This is a genomic window from Streptomyces sp. NPDC096311, from assembly GCF_044763085.1.
Classification (GTDB): domain Bacteria; phylum Actinomycetota; class Actinomycetes; order Streptomycetales; family Streptomycetaceae; genus Streptomyces.
Genome location: NZ_JBIWFN010000005.1, coordinates 1 through 16183 on the forward strand (window position 1 = coordinate 1; position 16183 = coordinate 16183).

General features: G+C 70.3%; 13 protein-coding genes and 1 pseudogene. 6 read left to right on the forward strand and 8 right to left on the reverse strand.

What is annotated here, in order from left to right:
• Nucleotides 1–144: 144 nt before the first annotated feature.
• The 7 genes and pseudogenes from ACIRA5_RS14235 to ACIRA5_RS14265 form a co-directional block, all read right to left on the reverse strand.
• On the reverse strand, nucleotides 145–876 hold the full coding sequence (locus ACIRA5_RS14235; protein ID WP_403690729.1) for an SIR2 family NAD-dependent protein deacylase: 732 nt from the start codon (nucleotides 874–876) through the stop codon (nucleotides 145–147).
• A gap of 76 nt (nucleotides 877–952) precedes the next feature.
• Nucleotides 953–4324 (reverse strand): SAV_2336 N-terminal domain-related protein, encoded by a 3372-nt coding sequence (locus ACIRA5_RS14240; protein WP_403690731.1) that lies wholly within the window; start codon nucleotides 4322–4324, stop codon nucleotides 953–955.
• 91 nt (nucleotides 4325–4415) lie between these two features.
• Nucleotides 4416–5372, reverse strand: coding sequence for an AAA family ATPase (locus ACIRA5_RS14245; RefSeq protein WP_403690733.1), 957 nt, complete (start codon nucleotides 5370–5372; stop codon nucleotides 4416–4418).
• Nucleotides 5369–7588 (reverse strand): trypsin-like peptidase domain-containing protein, encoded by a 2220-nt coding sequence (locus ACIRA5_RS14250; RefSeq protein WP_403690734.1) that lies wholly within the window; start codon nucleotides 7586–7588, stop codon nucleotides 5369–5371. The genes ACIRA5_RS14245 and ACIRA5_RS14250 overlap by 4 nt, the downstream gene beginning before the upstream one ends.
• The gene (locus ACIRA5_RS14255; protein ID WP_403690736.1) at nucleotides 7585–7971 is read right to left on the reverse strand and encodes a CU044_2847 family protein; all 387 of its coding nucleotides are present in this window, start codon (nucleotides 7969–7971) and stop codon (nucleotides 7585–7587) included. Before ACIRA5_RS14255 ends, ACIRA5_RS14250 begins: the two co-directional genes overlap by 4 nt.
• Before the next feature lie 70 nt (nucleotides 7972–8041).
• On the reverse strand, nucleotides 8042–8533 hold the full coding sequence (locus tag ACIRA5_RS14260; RefSeq protein ID WP_403690737.1) for an NUDIX domain-containing protein: 492 nt from the start codon (nucleotides 8531–8533) through the stop codon (nucleotides 8042–8044).
• Nucleotides 8534–8641: 108 nt separating this feature from the next.
• Nucleotides 8642–9193 (reverse strand): annotated as a pseudogene (locus tag ACIRA5_RS14265) (ADP-ribosylglycohydrolase family protein); the annotation flags it as partial.
• A 98-nt stretch (nucleotides 9194–9291) separates the two neighbouring features.
• Between ACIRA5_RS14265 and ACIRA5_RS14270 the strand changes: the two are divergent.
• The 4 genes from ACIRA5_RS14270 (at nucleotide 9292) to ACIRA5_RS14285 (ending at nucleotide 15207) form a co-directional block, all read left to right on the forward strand.
• Nucleotides 9292–10050, forward strand: coding sequence for an NACHT domain-containing protein (locus tag ACIRA5_RS14270; protein WP_403690738.1), 759 nt, complete (start codon nucleotides 9292–9294; stop codon nucleotides 10048–10050).
• A gap of 490 nt (nucleotides 10051–10540) precedes the next feature.
• Nucleotides 10541–11206: a hypothetical protein gene (locus ACIRA5_RS14275; protein ID WP_403690739.1), complete on the forward strand. Its 666-nt coding sequence runs from the start codon at nucleotides 10541–10543 to the stop codon at nucleotides 11204–11206.
• Between the two features lie 214 nt (nucleotides 11207–11420).
• Nucleotides 11421–13298: an ATP-dependent nuclease gene (locus ACIRA5_RS14280; protein ID WP_403690740.1), complete on the forward strand. Its 1878-nt coding sequence runs from the start codon at nucleotides 11421–11423 to the stop codon at nucleotides 13296–13298.
• A gap of 1 nt (nucleotide 13299) precedes the next feature.
• Entirely contained in the window at nucleotides 13300–15207 is a 1908-nt protein-coding gene (locus ACIRA5_RS14285; protein ID WP_403690741.1) for a UvrD-helicase domain-containing protein, read from the forward strand.
• A 233-nt stretch (nucleotides 15208–15440) separates the two neighbouring features.
• Here ACIRA5_RS14285 and ACIRA5_RS14290 read toward each other — a convergent pair whose 3' ends face one another.
• Nucleotides 15441–15590 carry a hypothetical protein gene (locus ACIRA5_RS14290; protein ID WP_403690742.1) on the reverse strand — a complete coding sequence of 50 codons (150 nt, stop codon included), beginning with the start codon at nucleotides 15588–15590 and terminating at the stop codon, nucleotides 15441–15443.
• On the opposite strand from ACIRA5_RS14290, the gene ACIRA5_RS14295 reads away from it, so the two are divergent.
• On the forward strand, nucleotides 15583–15726 hold the full coding sequence (locus ACIRA5_RS14295) for a hypothetical protein (protein ID WP_403690744.1): 144 nt from the start codon (nucleotides 15583–15585) through the stop codon (nucleotides 15724–15726). The genes ACIRA5_RS14290 and ACIRA5_RS14295 overlap by 8 nt on opposite strands.
• A 98-nt stretch (nucleotides 15727–15824) precedes the next feature.
• On the forward strand, nucleotides 15825–16127 hold the full coding sequence (locus ACIRA5_RS14300; RefSeq protein WP_403690745.1) for a hypothetical protein: 303 nt from the start codon (nucleotides 15825–15827) through the stop codon (nucleotides 16125–16127).
• Nucleotides 16128–16183 lie beyond the last annotated feature (56 nt).

Below are 16183 nucleotides of genomic sequence, written 5' to 3' on the forward strand. Positions count from 1 at the left end.
CCGGCACCTGCACCACCTGCCACCGCCCCCTGCCCAGAACATCCCCCACCAGCCAGAACCTCAGAGCCAGAGCAACCTAACGGAGTCCTACTAGCCCACTTCGCCGGCTCTCTTCGCTCTCTGCGCCGCCGGCTCTCCGTGCCCCTAGCTCTCTTCGCCCAGGGTGCGCAGCAGCTTCGGCAGGGCGGTTCCGATCGGCTCCCGTACGACCTCGTCGGCCCGGTCGTCGTACGGCGTGGGCTCGGCGTTGACGATGATCAGCCGCGCCCCGTGGTCGGCGGCGAGGCCCGCGAGCCCGGCGGCGGGCTGCACCTGAAGGCTGCTGCCGACCGCGATGAACACCTGGCACGCCTTGGTGATCGCCATCGCCTCGCCGAGCACCACCGGGTCGAGCCGCTGCCCGAACATCACCGTCGCCGACTTCAGGATCCCGCCGCACTCCAGGCACGGCGGGTCTTCCTCGCCCGCCTCGACCCGCGCGAGTGCGTCCTCCATCGGCCCCTTGGCGTGACACGTGGTGCACACCACGGCACGCGCGGTGCCGTGCAGCTCGATCACCTTGCGGGCCGGCATCCCGGCGAGCTGGTGCAACCCGTCCACGTTCTGCGTGATCACCCGCACCGGCACCCCTGACCGCTCCAGCTCGGCCACCGCCCGGTGCGCCGCGTTCGGCTCCGCCTTCAGCGTCCGGTTCTTGCGCCGCATCTGCCACGACCGCCGCCGGATCTCCGGATCACCCATGTAGAAGTCGTACGTCACGAGCTTCTCGGCCTCCGGATCCCGCCGCCACAGCCCGTTCGGACCCCGGTAGTCGGGGATCCCGGAATCCGTGGAGATACCGGCGCCACTGAGCAGGGCAACGAGGGGCTTGGTCATGGTGCCGAGGGTAGGTCGCGCGACGCGCGACGGCGAACGGAATTCGTGCGGGTGTACGCGGGGGTGCCGGCCGGGGTCAGGGGAAGATCGGGCGGGGGCCCAACAGGAGGGCGGCGAGGCGCAGGTACGCCTTGTAGGCCTCGGGGGTCAGCCAGGAGAGTTCGACGGTGCTGCCCATGGTGAGGTGGCCGTCCCGGGGGACCATGACGACGCCCCGGCAGCGGGAGCTCAGGCCGCGGATACTGGCGGCGTCGAGCGTCCAGCCGGCCGCGGGGCGGCTGTGGTTGAGGACGACGACGGCCTCGCGGACCAGGTCCGGCAGGTCGAGGGTGACAAGACGGTCCATGGCCTGCTGCGCCTGGGTCAGACCGGCGGGGTCGGCCCGCGAGACGATGACCACGCGGTCGGCCGTCCTGAGCACCGTGGGCATGAACTTGTCGGAGTCGACCAGGGTGAGGTCGAAGTACTCCTGGGTGGTGCGGGCCACCCGGTGGAAGTCGTAGTCCGTGAACTGGCCGACCGACGCGATGCGAGAGACGGAGTCGTTGGCGAGCACCTGGAGCCCCGACCGGTGCGGGGACAGGAACAGCTGGAGATCCTCGAAGTGCCGCACGTCGCGTAGCGACTCGGCCAGGTCGGACAGGCTGGCCAGGGTGTTGCGGAAGACCCGACCGCCGATCCGGACCTGGCTGCCCGTGTGGCGGTCGGCGTCGATGGCGAGCACCCGCTCCTGCCGCTGGTCGGCGAGTACGGCCCCCAGCACCATCGTGGTCGTGGTGCAGCCGACCCCGTCCTTGACTCCCACGAGCGCGATCCGCAGGGGCTCCGGCAAAGGGGTCCGGATGGTGCGCATCCACTCCTCGTGGTCGTCCTGCTCGTCGGCCGCCGTCTCCGGCTCGACGGCGGGGCTGTCGTCGTCCCCGCCCGAGCCGCCCTCCACGTCCTCCCACTCCACCCCGCCCGGCAGCAGCGCTCCGAAGGCGTCCGCCACCTCGCGGGCGGTCGGCCGCCCCGCGGGCTCGGGCTCGACACAGCGCAGCAGCAACTCCGGGATCGTCTCGTCGAGTTGCGCGAGCTGCGGACTCCTGCGCAGCGCGTCGTTCTCGTACCAGCGCCACGGCCGGCCGGTCGCGGCCTGCAACAGGATGGAACCGAGGGCGTACACGTCGCCCGCCGTGATCCGGGACTCGCCCCAATACGTCACCTCGGGCGCCCGGTAGGGGGAGTTGGCCGGGGTGGACGGTGTCGACGCGCTCCACGCGCCGTCGATGCGCGCCGACGTCCAGCCGATGAGGTGCAGCGTCGACTCCGTGACCAGCACGGTGCCCGGGGTCAGCGCGCCGTGCACGATGCCCTTGTGGTGGCAGCGGGTCAGCGCCCGCGCCAGGTTCCAGCCCAGCCAGGTGAACAGCGGGGTCCCGGGCAGCGCCCCGGCCGCGTCGAGCACGGCACGCAGGGTGGGCGCGGGCAGTCCACTGCTCAGCGTGTCCAGACGCAGCGCCAGCCACGGCGTGGGGCCCTCCAGGTCGCTGCGGACCACGGCGGGCGCGTACATCCCGTCCATGCGGCGCAGCGCCCGGCGTTCCACGTCGAGCAACTCCTGCGCCACGGGCGAGTCGAAGGAGTACGACACCCGCAGCAGCACCCGCTGCCCGTCCTCGTCCTCCCCGATGTACGCGGTGGGCTTGCCGCCTGTGCTGTCGCGTTGCAGCAGCGAGTACGGGCCCAGGGTGTGCAGGTCCTGCAGCCGCAGCGGCAGCCACGACGGGGCCGCGTCCAGGCCGGACGGCAGCCGCACCTCCTCGTACTCGGTGGTGCGCGGTGGCGTCGGCATCATCGGTTTGGCACCCAGGTGGGTGAGGAGACGGTCCTCCAGCCAGGCGAACGGCCGGGTCCCGGGCAGGAGTTCACCCGTCCCGGAGGGGTGGGCGAGCCATGCGGGGAAGTCGGGGGAGCGGCCCACCAGGGTGCGCAGCCGCGCGGTGACCGCCCGGGTGGTGCGCAGCAGATCGATCGGGGACGCGGTGTCGAGCAGGATCTCCTGGGCCTCGCCGGCGAAACCGAACCGGCGGTGCTGGGCCGGCAGCCGCTCGTCGACCGGCTCCACCTGGCGCATCAGACCGCCGAGGAACACCTCGGCCAGATGCGCGGTGTCGGCCCGCCACGGCACGGCCGCCTGCACCAGCCGCATCACGGGTACCGTCAGCGGGGACACCGCCGCGAGATGAGCGGCCAGCCGGTAGGCCCCCGGCGACGCGGCGTCCCGGAACCTGAGCACGGCGTCCGCCGCGCCACCGCCCCGGGTGTCGGCCCCGGCCCGTGGCGCCTTCGCCTGCAGCGGCGCCAGCAGGGGCAGCTCCGCGCTGCCGCCCGGCGAGGCCACCAGCCGCGCCCACGCCGCGACCGCCGGGGGATACGGCTCCAGAACGGGGACGGGGACCCCGGGGAACTCGTCACCGAGCCCCGGTGGCAGCAGCGGGTCGGCCACCTCCCAGGTGTCGTTCGCAGCGCCGCGCCGCCGAGTCGTCACCAGCCACGGTTCCGAGCGGATGCCCGACCCGTCCCACATGTGGGAGGGCAGTGCGTGCATGATCGCCGTCGGCCCCTGGTGCGCCCAGCGTTCCAGCGCCGCGTGCAGTCGCCCGTCCCGCCAGCAGGCGCCGACGCCGTCGCTGATCACCAGCACCAGCGTGCCGCCCGAGGGGTCGGCGACCGATGCGGGGGAGAGCAGCGGGGCATGCGGGTCGAAGGGGCGGGAGCGCAGCAGCGGCGCCCCCGCCGACCGGGTGTCCAGGCCGTGCACGCGGATGTCGCGAAAGGCGCCCAGGCGTTCCAGCAGGGCGCGCAGTTCCATCGCCAGCCGCCGCCACAGCAGCATCGAGATGCCGTCGTCGATGAGGAGGGTGAGGTCGAGCCAGCGCTGCCGGGCGGGGCGGGTCACCACATCGGGCAGCCCCGTCTCGGCCATGGCGGCAGCGGTGGCCTCCTCGTCGAACTCCCGCTTCAACGGCCCGGGCTGAGGCTGTTTCAGCAGTCGGAGCGCACGACTGAGGCGCAGCTCGTCCGACCCGAGCGCCTTCTCCTCGGGGACCCGTACGGGCAGTGCGCCCTCGCCGGGCGCGCCGCGCAGCCCCGGCGCGGTGAGGTCCGCGAACTCGGGTGCGCTGCGCGCCGCCGCAGCCGCGTGCAGTGCGCCCAGCAGCTGGGCGGGAGGTGGTGGTGGGGACGGCGTGGCGGGCGCGGGGGAGTCGAGCCCGGCCGGGGCGGGGCCGGCCGCGGAGCGCTCGGCGTCGCCCGCGCCGGCGCCCGGAGGCGGTACGGCGTCCGCGGCCAGCGCGCTCGCGAGCGGCGCCGCGGCTCCCGGGGGAAGCCGCGTCGCCAGCCACAGGGTGTCGAGCAGTTCATGGATCGACAGCTCGTGCCCGGCCAGCCGGCCGAGTTTGCTCAACGGGGGCAGGATCGGCGGGGCACCCGGAACGTCCGGGCCGCCGCCGGTGTCACGCGGGTCGCTCCCGTCGCTCCCGTCGCCCCCGCGCACGCTAGACCATCCCGCCCAGGCGGTGGAGTACGGCGTCCAGCAGCCCTTCGGCGTCCAGATCGACTCCGCCCTTGCGCAGGAACACGGCGTTGAGCAGCTGGTCGGTGGCGAGTTCGCCCGGGGCCCGGCGGTTGAGGAAGGTGTGCAGCAGGTCGTCCACGTCGGACAGCGCGTCCTCACCGAGGTGCGCGGCGACGATGTCCCGCAGCCGGGCCTCGTCCGGGTCCGGCAGATCGAGCCGTACGCAGCGGCGCATGAAGGCCGGCGGGAAGTCCCGTTCGCCGTTGCTGGTGATCACCACGACGGGGAACTCCCGGCAGCGCACCACCCCGCGCGTCACGGTGACCCGCTCGCCGCCCGAGCCATGGGTCAGCACCGGCACCTCGGACTGGGTCTCCGGCAGCCGGGACAGCTCGGGTATCTCGAACTCGCCCTCCTCGAACACGGTCAGCAGATCGTTCGGGAGGTCGACGTCGCCCTTGTCGAGCTCGTCCACGAGCAGCAGCCGCGGCCGGTCGCGTGGCACCAGGGCGGTACCGAGCGGTCCGAGCCGCACATAGGTGCCGATGTCGGGCTCGGGGTCCCCGCGTTCCTGGCGCAGATGCGTCTCGCGCAGCCTGCCGATCGCGTCGTAGCCGTACAGGGCGTCCTTGAGGACGGAGCGGCTGTTGACGGGCCATTGGAGCACCGGTCCGAGGGACAGCTCGTGCGCGATGGCGTGCGCCAGCGATGACTTGCCGGTGCCCGGGTGCCCGGTGACGAGCAGCGGCCGGCGCAGATGGAGGGCGGCGCTGACCACGTCCGCCTCCGTGCGCCCGATCAGATACGGACGGTGCCGTGTGCGGCCGCCCGATCCGTCGCCGAACTGCCGCCAGGGCGGCGCCTCGGGGAACTCCACCTCACGGGCCACGCGGTCCCCGCGGAACAGCCGCCACCCGTCCTGCGTCTGTTGGGTCATCCTGTCCGCTCCGTTCCTTCCGAAGGGTCGGCGAGCTGGAGTTCGTCGGGCAGCGGCAGCTCGATGTCCTCCCACACCAGGGCGGGACGCGCGGGCACCGCACGGTCCGCGTAGGCGCGGACCCTGAAGTGCCGTACGCGCTCCGGGAGTCCGTCCATGGGACCGTGCGGTGCCAGGGCGTCGAGCGGGGCGCAGTCGTCCGGACCGGGGGCGGCCCGGTCCCAGAGCACGACCGGCACCCCCATCACCAGGCACACGGGCAGCAACTCGCCGCGGTGCTCGGTGCTTCCGTGTACAAGGACGCGCGCGGTGTCCCGATGGGTTGTCTTCAGCAGCCCGATGAGTCCCGCCCGGCCGCCGATCCTGTGGTCCGCGAGAAGGGTGTCGCTCTGGTGACGGGCGTTCCAGCGCCGCTTGAGATCGGCGGGTCCGGTGCGTGAGCGCCGCCGGATCTTCGGGCAGCGCAGCACGAGGTGGAAGTCCTCACCGAGCCGCGCGGAGATGTACTCCTCGGCGCCCGCCCCGTCCCACTCGTCGAGCGCGAGCTCCAGCGCGTCCGGCGGCACCGACACGGCGACCAGCACGACCCCGTCCCCGGCACCCTCCGCGCCCCCGGCCACCTCCCGGATCAGCCGGGCGATCTCCCGTCCGGTGCGCGGCCGGTCGGACTCCGAGGCGGCGCGCGCCGGGGTGCCGTCGGGGCGCAGCCGCCACACCGAGCAGCGGTAGTGGTCGGCCGGATCCTTGGCGTACCGGTCCAGTTCCACCAGGACCCTTACACCGGCCGGCACGGACCGCCGGGACCAGCGGTCCGCATCCCCGCGTCGCTCCTGCAGCGCCGAGGAGTGAATGCCCAGGCGGGCGGCGACCCGGGCGCTCCACTCCCGCAGCGCCTGCCGGGCCAGCTCGCCGGACGTCTCCGCCGCCACGTACTCGACCACCCGCAGCAGCGCGGGCAGCCGGGGCGACTCGTCGGGCACGGGCGACCCGTCCCCGTACCAGCCCTCCAGTTCGTGGACGACCGCGGGCACGGCGGACGGTGCCAGGCGGGCCGCCTGCAGCGAACGCGGCAGGTCCACGTAGGGCAGTGCGGCGGTCGCGGCCCGCGGCAGCAGGCCCGGATCGTGCTCGGTGAGATGCTCCAACTTGACCACCAGCGCCCGGTGTTCGGCCACCGACAGCAGCCGCGCGGCCTCCGTCAGGCGGCCCAGGGCGAGCAGCCGGTCGAGCTCGGCCCGGCCGCGCGGATCGTCCGCCACCTTGGGCGCGAGCGACTCGGCGAGCGTGGGCAGCGCCCGCTCCGTGCCGCTGAGCAGATGGGCGAGCTCCTCCACGGTCGGCGCGCTCCCGTCGCCCGGGGCCCGCAGCGCGAGCTGGGCGGCGAGCACGCCGGCGTGGTCGGCGCGCGCCCGCGGGTCGCCCAGCAGGCTGTGCAGCGGGCCGACCATCATGTCGCGCACCGACTCGGCCTCGGCGAGGATCGCCGCCGACCGCTCCCGGCTGCCGTTGACATGCTCGGGTGCCGCCCCGACCCGGGCCAGCTCCCGCAGGACCGACTGCCAGCCGAGCCCCCAGCTGCGCCGCAGCGTGTGCTGGGCCGCGAGTGCCCCGTCGGGTGCGGTGATCCGCCCCATGACCAGACCGACGGCCGCCCGGTCGGTCACCGACCAGAGGGGCCCGCCGCTGTAGCCCTCGTCGACCGCCGCGCCCGACAGCTGTCCGTCGAGATAGCAGATCCGGCCGTCGTACGCCCCCACCCGTACGTCGGCGTACGAGAACGGCTGCCCGCCGCCGTACCAGGCCCGCACCTGCTGGCCGTGCTCCATCTCCAGCCAGCGCACCGGGCTCACGGGCGGGGGCGGTGCCTCGTCGAGTTCGAGGACGGCCAGATCGCCGTCCCACTCCAGTGAGCCGTCGGCGACCGGCCCGTACTGCGGAGACCGCGGTGGTATCCAGGCGACCAGCCGGGCCTGGTGCAGATCCGCGGCGGACAGCACGGGGAAGGACACGTCGAGGGTGACCTCCCCCGGGTGGTGCGGGCTGAGGCCCCGCAGCCCGAGCGCCAGGTTGATGACATGCGCGCAGGTCAGCAGCCTGCGGCCGGAGAGGTAGACACCCGCTCCCGCGGTTTTGCCGCGATCGCTGGACAGGACGCGCACCAGCGCGCCGCGGGCGTCGCCGGACGACGGATCGTGCGGCGATCCGAACCAGGTCACGGCTCCGTCCGGCGGGGCAGCTGCCAGGTGGCCGAAATGGTCATGCTGGCCTGGCCGTTGGCCCCGACGATGCCGATCTTCAGGTCCTGTCCGATCTGGATGCCGAAGTCGACGGAGATCTCGTGCGGCGGGTCGGGTATCCCGCGGATCGCGTCGTGCACCTGCTGCAGTACGGGCCCCAGCGGGCTCAGCACACTGCGCAGACCGTCCGTCGCCAGCGACGCGACCCGCGCGCCTCGCCCGACCGGGACCACCCCGGAAATGCCGCCCGGCAGATCGGTGTCGACGGCCGGGGCCGCCGACGCCTCCCCCGCGGCCGCGAGTTCGAGCCGGACGTGGGCCCCGTCGTCGAGGGCGAACTCCATGTAGTCGTAGTGCGGCACACGGGCATTGTGCCGATCAATGCCCCGAGAAGGTAGTGAAGTTGACGAATTCGCCGTAGCCGATGGGCGGCTACTCCACCCGGTGGCCGTTCTCCAGCTCCGCGGTTCCGCCGCCCTCCGTCACGACGTCCAGCGCGACGAGGACCCGGCGGCCGAGTGCGCCCGGCAGATACTCGGCCAGCTCCTCCCGTGGCACCAGCCGCCACGACAGCAGTTCCTCCTCCTGCAACCGGATCGCCTTGAGTTCCCGCTCGCCGAGGACTCCGCCGTCGTACAGGTAGGCGACCAGCGGGGGCCGCGCGGTCCCGTGCACCCAGTCGACCGCGAGGAGCGGGCCGAGTGCGACGTCGAGTCCGATCTCCTCGGCGGTCTCGCGGCGCGCGCCCTGGCGCGGGGTCTCCCCGTCGTCCGACTCGACGGTGCCACCCGGAAGGGCCCAGCCCTCACGGTAGTTCGGCTCGACGAGCAGGACCCGGCCGTCACCGTCGCGGAAGAGCGCGGCGGCACCGGCGAGGACACGGGGGAGGCCCGCGATGTACGTGGCGAAGTCTGGAGTGGTCATCCCTGAAGCGTACGTACGAGACTTCGAGGTCGCCGACGGCGCCATGGGCGTTTCGGACCTCCGCGGCCCCGACATCCGTCGGCTGGGACCTGTCCGGCCGGACAGGTCCTAGGACAGGTCCTGGGCGTCGGGACCGGTACCGGACGCGCCCTGGGCCTCGCCCTCCGTCTCCGTCAGCGCGAGCGTCCGCGCGGCGAGCTCACTGATCCGTACGCCGTCGAAGCCGAACACCGCGCTGCGTACGGTGTCCTCCAGCGGGTCCTTCCACTGCGCGGGAATGGCCCCGGCCCCGCACAGGACCCCGGCCACCGAGCCCGCCGTCGCGCCGTTCGAATCGGTGTCCAGACCGCCGCGGACGGTCAGCGTGATGGTCCGGGTGAAGTCGCCGTCGCCGTAGAGCAGCCCGGCCGTGAGGACGGCGGCGTTCGGGATCGTGTGGATCCAGCCGAGCCCCGCGGTTTCCTCGGACACCGTGGTGAGCGTGTCCTCCCAGGTCATCCGGGTCTCGTGCAGCGTGAGCACCCGGCGTACGGTGCGGGCGAGGCGGCTGCTCGCGGGAACGACGGTCAATGCCGTGTCCAGTGCATGGCGGACCGTGGGCGCGGTGAACGCGGCCGAGACGAGCGCCGCCGCCCACATCGCCCCGTACACGCTAAAACCCCGTTCTTGGGCTCGTCGGTCAGAACCCTGATTCGGGATCGCAGGGGCGGTCCTGCTGGCTCCGCCCGTGTCCACACCCGCTCAAGCCGCTTGAATACGTGCTGCTGGACATCACCGACAGCGGCGGTGAGTTCCTCGGCGGCCAGCCGGGCACTGCGGGTGAGCGGGCCCTGGCGGACGAGCGCCGAGACGGGCATGGTTTGCCCAGCGCGACCGGCCCAGGTGCGGCAGGAACGGCGGGGATGGAACAGGTCGTCGGCGTGCACGCTCACTGGTCCCACCGTGACGCCGTTCCCGCCGTGGACCGCCTGCTGGCGCGCGGTCGGGCAGAGGACGAACTGGGCGGCCTGGAGGTGACCCGCAGCGCCTGCGACGAGTGGCTGTCCGACGGTGATCTTTCCATCGTTGTCGGCGAGCCGAGGGCGGGAAAGTCGAGTCTGCTGCGCTTCGTGGTGTCCGACCTTCTGGACGACGGGCCCCGTTCGGCAGCGCTGGCCGCGAAGTTCGGCTCGCATCTGCCGGTGTGGTTGCCGTTCTCGTTTTTGTGCGAATACCTCAAGGGGGATACCGAGCGGTCGGTGGATTCCGCTCTCCGGGCCTGGCTCACCCGCTACTCTGCGCAGCACCTGCACCATCTGGTGGTGCGGGTCCTGGCCGATGACCGACTGCTGCTCGTCGTCGACGGTCTGGACGAGTGGACCGACGAGGGCAGCGCCCGTCCGGCTCTGACACTCCTGGAGAACTTCGTCCGCAGCCGTAACGTCGCCGCCATCGTCTCCAGCCGCCCCTACGCTCTGCGTCGCCGGGGTAGTCCGGGTGACCCCAACGGGTTTCGAATCTCCAGCCGTTGGAGGTGATGCTCTTCACCTTGACGAGGAAGGCGATCTTGACGCCGGCGATCTTCACCCAGAGGTCCATTTTCTGGCCGACGTGGCTGAGCTTCACCGGTATATCGACGGCGGCGGGTAGCTCGTTCAGGAGGTACTGCCCGGCGGCACCGCCCTCACCGTCGACTACGACGCGAGCGGCAGTGAGACCGCGCCGATGCGGACGCCCCGAAAATCACCGACAAGTCGCAGGATATGCTCCACAGATGGGTGACAGGTACATCCAGACCGCGCGCGCTCACTGGGTCCCGTGCTGTTCGCTGCTGGCAGCGAATGGCACGACCTGACAGGACGGGCAACCTTTACTCTGCCGTCGCAAGGCGAGGGGGAGTCCCCAAAGGCGCCGCCTGGGCGGCTCCGACAATGGAAACGCCCATCACCAACGGCCAGCGCACAGCAGCCTTCCCGACAATTGAGGCGCCCCATGAACTTCCGAACCGCAGCGATCCTGGCTACCGCGATGAGCGCCCTGGCCCTGACTGGCTGCGCCAGCGGTAAAGACCCCGACGTGGTCGAGCAGGCCACGGGCGGCCCCGCAAAGACGACAAGCTCGCCTTCGGCCAAGCCGTCCGGTCAGCTCGTCGCCAGCGGCTTCGGTCAGCAAGACGAGTACGTGTGGGTTACTTCCCTCGTCCGCAACACCTCCCCACATGTCGGTCAGACCGTCACCGTACAGTTCAACATCCTCGACGCGAACAACAAGATCATCGGCAGTGAAAGCCAGGTTGAAAACTTCAGTCGGCCTGACCAGTTGCTCGTCGTCGGGACCCAGGTCGACGTCAAGCCGAATGAGAAGGCTGCGAAGGTCAAGGCCACGCTCCTCGTCGAAGACGAGGGAACCTTCTCCACCAAGCCGTTCCCCAAGATCCCGACCAGCGCCGTCCACGTCAGCAAGGGCGAGTACGGCAATACGACCGGCACCTTCGAGGTCAGCAACCCGACCACGACGCCGCTGAAAGACGCACGCGTGGGGATCATCTGCTACGACGCGAAGCGCAACGTCACCGGCGGATCCTCCGAATACCCCGACCTCGTACCCCCGTCCGGGAAGATCCGCGTCGAGTCCACCCTCAACACGCTCGGCACTCCCGCCACATGTGACGCCTACGCGGGACCCGGCATCTGACCAGGCCACCCTTCCGGACCTCTCCCTTGGGCCCTCGCAGACGCCCGCCCGTGATCGCGCGGGCGCCCTCGCGCGTCAGCAAGCGCGTTTTCCTCTTTGGGGTGTACGTGACTCTCGTATGCTTACGCCACGAGCCGCAATGGGTGGGGCACTTGAGGCGGCTGTTGTCGCCTGTGCTGTGCAGGGGTACGGGCTTGTCCGGGGGAGGGCTTCGGTGTACCTGGCGCATGTGCGGGCCGAGAATTTTCGGATCTTCGGCTCGGCGCCGCAGCGGCGGGGAGACGACGACGAGTCGCTGCGGATCGACTTCGGCCCGGGCATCAGCGTGCTGGTGGGGGAGAACGACAGCGGGAAGACCGCGATCGTCGACGCGATCCGGCTGTGCCTGCTGACGACGGCGGCTGACTTCTACCGCATCACCAAGGACGATTTCCACGCGGCAGGCAACGGACGGGCGGACACGTTCTCCATCACGTGCGCGTTCCGGGGTCTCACTGTGCAGGAGCAGGGAACGTTCCTGGAGTTGGTCACCACCGAGGAAAGTGGGGAGACGGCGCTCTACGTCACCCTGAAGGCGCAGTTGATGGATCCGCTGCGGCCGAGCCGAGTATCGGTCACCACGCGGACCGGTCCCGACGGCAAGGGGCCTGCGCTCGACGGCGCGGCCCGGGAACTGCTCAAGGCCACCTATCTCAGACCCCTCCGCGACGCCGAGGCCGAGCTGCGATCCGGTCGCGGATCACGGCTGTCGCACATCCTCGCCAGCTATCCCGCCATCGCCAAGCAGACCGAAAACGACTTCGACGCGGACAACGACACCGCGACGACGCTGGTGGGCATCCTCAGCAGGGCCGAACACCACATCAGCGCCAACACCGCCGTGGCGGAGGCGCGCGACGCCATCAACACCGACTACCTGGAGAAGTTTTCGATCGGCTCCGACATGCTGCGCGGCGAGATCGGAGTTGCTGGCGATGCCACCCTCCCCCGGGCCCTGGAGCGGCTGGAACTGAAACTGTCCACAGGAGCGGGCGGAGCGGAGGAGTGGACCAAGCGAGGACTCGGATACAACAACGCCCTGTTCATGGCGGCCGAGCTGCTGCTGCTCGGCAACAGCGAGACCGCGCCCCTGCTGCTGATCGAAGAACCCGAGGCCCATCTCCATCCCCAGCTCCAAAGCCGGGTGATGGAACTCTTGCAAGAACGCGCTGAGGAATCCAGCCCGCGGGTACAGGTCATCCTCAGCACCCACAGCCCCCATCTCGCCTGTGCCGTACCGGTCCAGCACCTCACCCTCGTGGCGCGCGGAAAATCCTTCAGTCTGGCTCCCGACTGCACCCAGCTGGAGGCCGGGGACTACGCCTTCCTCTCCCGCTTCCTCGACGTGACCAAGGCGAACCTGTTCTTCGCCCGCGCCGTCGCCATCGTGGAGGGGGATGCGGAAGCTCTGCTGCTGCCGGCTCTCGCCCAGGCAACCGGCCGATCCTTCAGCCGAGCCGGCGTCAGCGTGGTCAACGTCGGACATACGGGTCTGTTCCGCTACAGCCGCATCTTCCAGCGCAGCGGCGAACAGATCCCGGTCGCCGTCGCCCGCATCCGTGACCGGGATCTGGTCCCGAAGGACACCCCGAAGGACATGCGCGGCGAGCTGCGCAGCTCGGCCGAGTTGACCCCAGTGGAGATCGCAGCGCACCTCACGCTCTTGAAGGCGGGGGACGGCGGCAACGTGCAGACCTATGTCTCCGACCACTGGACCTTGGAGTACGACCTGGCGGCCGCATCCTGGCCACTGGCCACCGTCATGCACCAGGCGATCCAGTGCGCCCGCATCTCCGAGCGGTCATGGCCCTCCGCAGACAAGCTGGACGAGACCGAGCGACGAGCAAAAGACGAGGTCAAGGCCTGGAAAGCGGAAGGCGTTCTGCTGCCCGAGGTCGGCTTGCGCGTCTACCGGCCCCTGCGCATGAAAAACGCGAGCAAGGCCATCGCCGCCCAGCACGCGGCCCGCCTGCTGAAGAACGGCACGCTGACGGACGACGATCTGCCGCTCTACCTGCGCGATGCCTTCAGCCACCTCTGCAGCGGGGCGTGACATGACAATTCCGTACGACCCCGCCTCCTTCGCGAAGGACCGGATCGAGGCAGCCGCCGCGCTCCTTGGACTCGACCTCCCGCACCACGAACAATGGGACTTCATCCAGCAGATGATCTCCCTGGACCTCCAGGCCGCACCCGGCTCGGGGAAGACCAGCCTCGTGGGCCTCAAACTGGCGCTCCTGGCCCAGGGATGGAGGTCAGCGACGCGCGGCGTGTGCGTCATCTCCCACACCAACACGGCCAAGGACGAGATCACCGCCCGCCTGGACGCGGTACCGGCCGACCGTAGTCTGCTGCACTACCCGCACTTCATCGGCACAATCCAGTCCTTCGTCAACACCTTCCTCGCGCTGCCCGCCCTGCGCTCCATGAACGTCGAGATCCAGACGGTGGACGACGAGGCCTACGCGGCAGCAGCACTCCGGCTGCTGGAACGCCCCCGCTACCGAGTCCTCAAGGGCACATTGGAGCGCCAGCGAGACGGCCACCAACTCATCTGCGAGGCCCGCTTCGTCTGCGAAGGCAGCCAACTGGCCGTGGTCACCACACGGCCGCTTCCCTTCTCCGCCGACACCAACAGCGGGAAACAATTCGACCACCTCAAACGCCGACTCGCCCGAGCCGGCGTCTTCCGCTACGACGACATGTTCGCGGTCGCGGAGCGCCACCTACTGCGGACCCCGACCCTGGCCGAAGCCACGGCCATGCGCTTTCCCTTCGTCCTGCTGGACGAGATGCAGGACACCAGCGCCATGCAGCAACGCCTGCTGGACAAGATCTTCACCGACGGACACACCGTCGTCCAGCGCGTCGGAGACATCAACCAGCGCATCTTCGACGACCGCGGAGACACCCAGACCAGCCCCTCCGCCTTCCCCCTGCCCATGTCAGCCGAACTCCCCGTCAGCCGGAGATTTGGAAGCAAGATCGCCGCACTGGCCAGCGACCTCACCGTCCACCGTCCACAGCGCATCGAAGGCACGGGGCCCGAGGGCAGCATCGCCCTGTTGCTCTTCGACGAAGACTCCGTCGACCAGGTGGTGCCCGTCTTCGAGCGCCTGGTCAGCTCTCTGGTCCCGCAGAACGTGCTCCAGCACAATCCCTGCAGGGTGCTGGGCGCCCGACGACACCCGGGCAGCTCCGCCAAGTTTCCCCAATCCCTTGCCTGTTACATCCCCGGCTTTCAGCTCCCCGGCCGCGGCGAGACTCGCGGCCTCCTCATCACGTCGGCCCGCACCGCACAGGAGCAGCGGCGGCAGGGTGACAGCCATGCGGCCGTCCAGCAGCTCTGGAACACGGTGCGAGGCGCCGTCCGGCCTTGCGCCCCAGAAGGTCTCCCCCCACTTGCCCGTCTCGACCGTGACCCCAGCACAGCGGGCGGACGGACCCGAGCGTTGCTGAACTCGCTGCTGACCGATGCGCTGGACGACGAGCCCCGATGGCAACGGCTGACCCGGCAACTGCTTGAGGTACTGCCCGAACTCACTCAAGCACCGTGGGAAGACCACGCCGCACTGCAAGAACCGATGGCCTACCTGCCCGCCGAGAACCCGGCGGTACGTCACCTCATCAGCGAGTCCGGCACCGTGACCTCCGTGGTCGGCACCATTCAAAGCGCCAAGGGCGAAACACACGCCGCCACCTTGGTCCTTGAGTGCCTGGACAGAACGGGAAAGAAGCACGACGTCACCGAAGCACTGGCACTGCTGGCCGGTGCCGGTGACATCACTCGCGCTTCCCCCACCATCCGCCGCGCGGCACAACTCATCTTCGTCGGAGCCACTCGCCCCACTCACCTTCTTGCCCTGGCCGCCCTGCGGGAGCGGGCCGAGCCCTACACCAAGGCCTTGGCCGCGAAGGGGTTAAGCATCCACCACGTCACGGACCCCTGGCTGCCAGCCTGAACCCCCAAAGCGTGCCGCGGCGTCCGGTTCAGGAGTCATATAACCGGCAACCGGCGATGGTCAAGACGGCGGGCTGTGCCCATGATTGCGGTAGGGCACCTCGTCAGGGTGCAGCCGTAACCGGGCCACCCGCCAGGCGGTATCCGAGGACATTTCGTGGTTCCCATTCTTGCGGATGCGGCGGGCGAACTGGCTCGTGCGCGGGGCCAGCAGCCAGCGCAGCACGCTGAGGCTCACTCCGCTTCCTCGGTGGCGGCGATCTCCTCGGCCAGCTGCCGGTGCCCGAGCGTGCTCATCGCGCTGCGCAGGATTTTCAGGAAGTCCTGCGCGTTGTCTTCGGTGAGTCTGCCGACGAACGTGTGCAGTGTCTGGGCGATGAGCACCCAGCGGGGTCCGCTCGGCTTCGGCGGTTGTCTGGAGTTCCCCTTGCGCCGCCTGCCTCAGGCGGAGAACCGCGGCTACCTGCTCGAACTCCCGCCTGATGAGGAAGGCTTCGAGATAGCCGACGGCGCATCTTGAGGGGTTCCTGGGTGGTGTGCATACACGTCGCTCGTGCCTGGCAGCAACGGTTCGGGCAACACCCAACAGGCCCCTGCTCTGGCTCCTACCCTGTCGGCATGGGGACAGCTTTTCTCGCAACGCTCAGTCCAAGCGGACGAGACACCTTATCCGATGTCCTCGGCGTCATATTGGTGCTCGTGGTACTTGGGTGCGTCGCGGCCCTGGTCATCGGAGCAGTCGTTGGATGGTCCACGAACGCGGTGGAAAAGTTCCGCCAAGAACCGTTGCCGACGACCATCCTGCACTCCGTGATCTTCGCTGTTGGCGCAGCGATCGCCTGGGTCTGGCTCCCGACTGGAACAGCCCTTCTCGTGGGGGCTGGGGTGTCATTGGCCATCCTGTTCATGATCGAGCCGTGACAACGAAGTTGCTACCTGCGAGCGGCCACGCGGTGAGCCATCCGCGCGAGCAAACA

Bases quoted from the DNA above. Each gene is read 5' to 3' on its own strand.
- ACIRA5_RS14275 (WP_403690739.1), top strand. From the start codon at position 10,541: ATGAGCGCCCTGGCCCTGACTGGCTGCGCCAGCGGTAAAGACCCCGAC.
- ACIRA5_RS14260 (WP_403690737.1), bottom strand. From the start codon at position 8,533: ATGACCACTCCAGACTTCGCCACGTACATCGCGGGCCTCCCCCGTGTC.
- ACIRA5_RS14295 (WP_403690744.1), top strand. From the start codon at position 15,583: ATGAGCACCCAGCGGGGTCCGCTCGGCTTCGGCGGTTGTCTGGAGTTC.
- ACIRA5_RS14285 (WP_403690741.1), top strand. From the start codon at position 13,300: ATGACAATTCCGTACGACCCCGCCTCCTTCGCGAAGGACCGGATCGAG.
- ACIRA5_RS14300 (WP_403690745.1), top strand. From the start codon at position 15,825: ATGGGGACAGCTTTTCTCGCAACGCTCAGTCCAAGCGGACGAGACACC.
- ACIRA5_RS14235 (WP_403690729.1), bottom strand. From the start codon at position 876: ATGACCAAGCCCCTCGTTGCCCTGCTCAGTGGCGCCGGTATCTCCACG.
- ACIRA5_RS14245 (WP_403690733.1), bottom strand. From the start codon at position 5,372: ATGACCCAACAGACGCAGGACGGGTGGCGGCTGTTCCGCGGGGACCGC.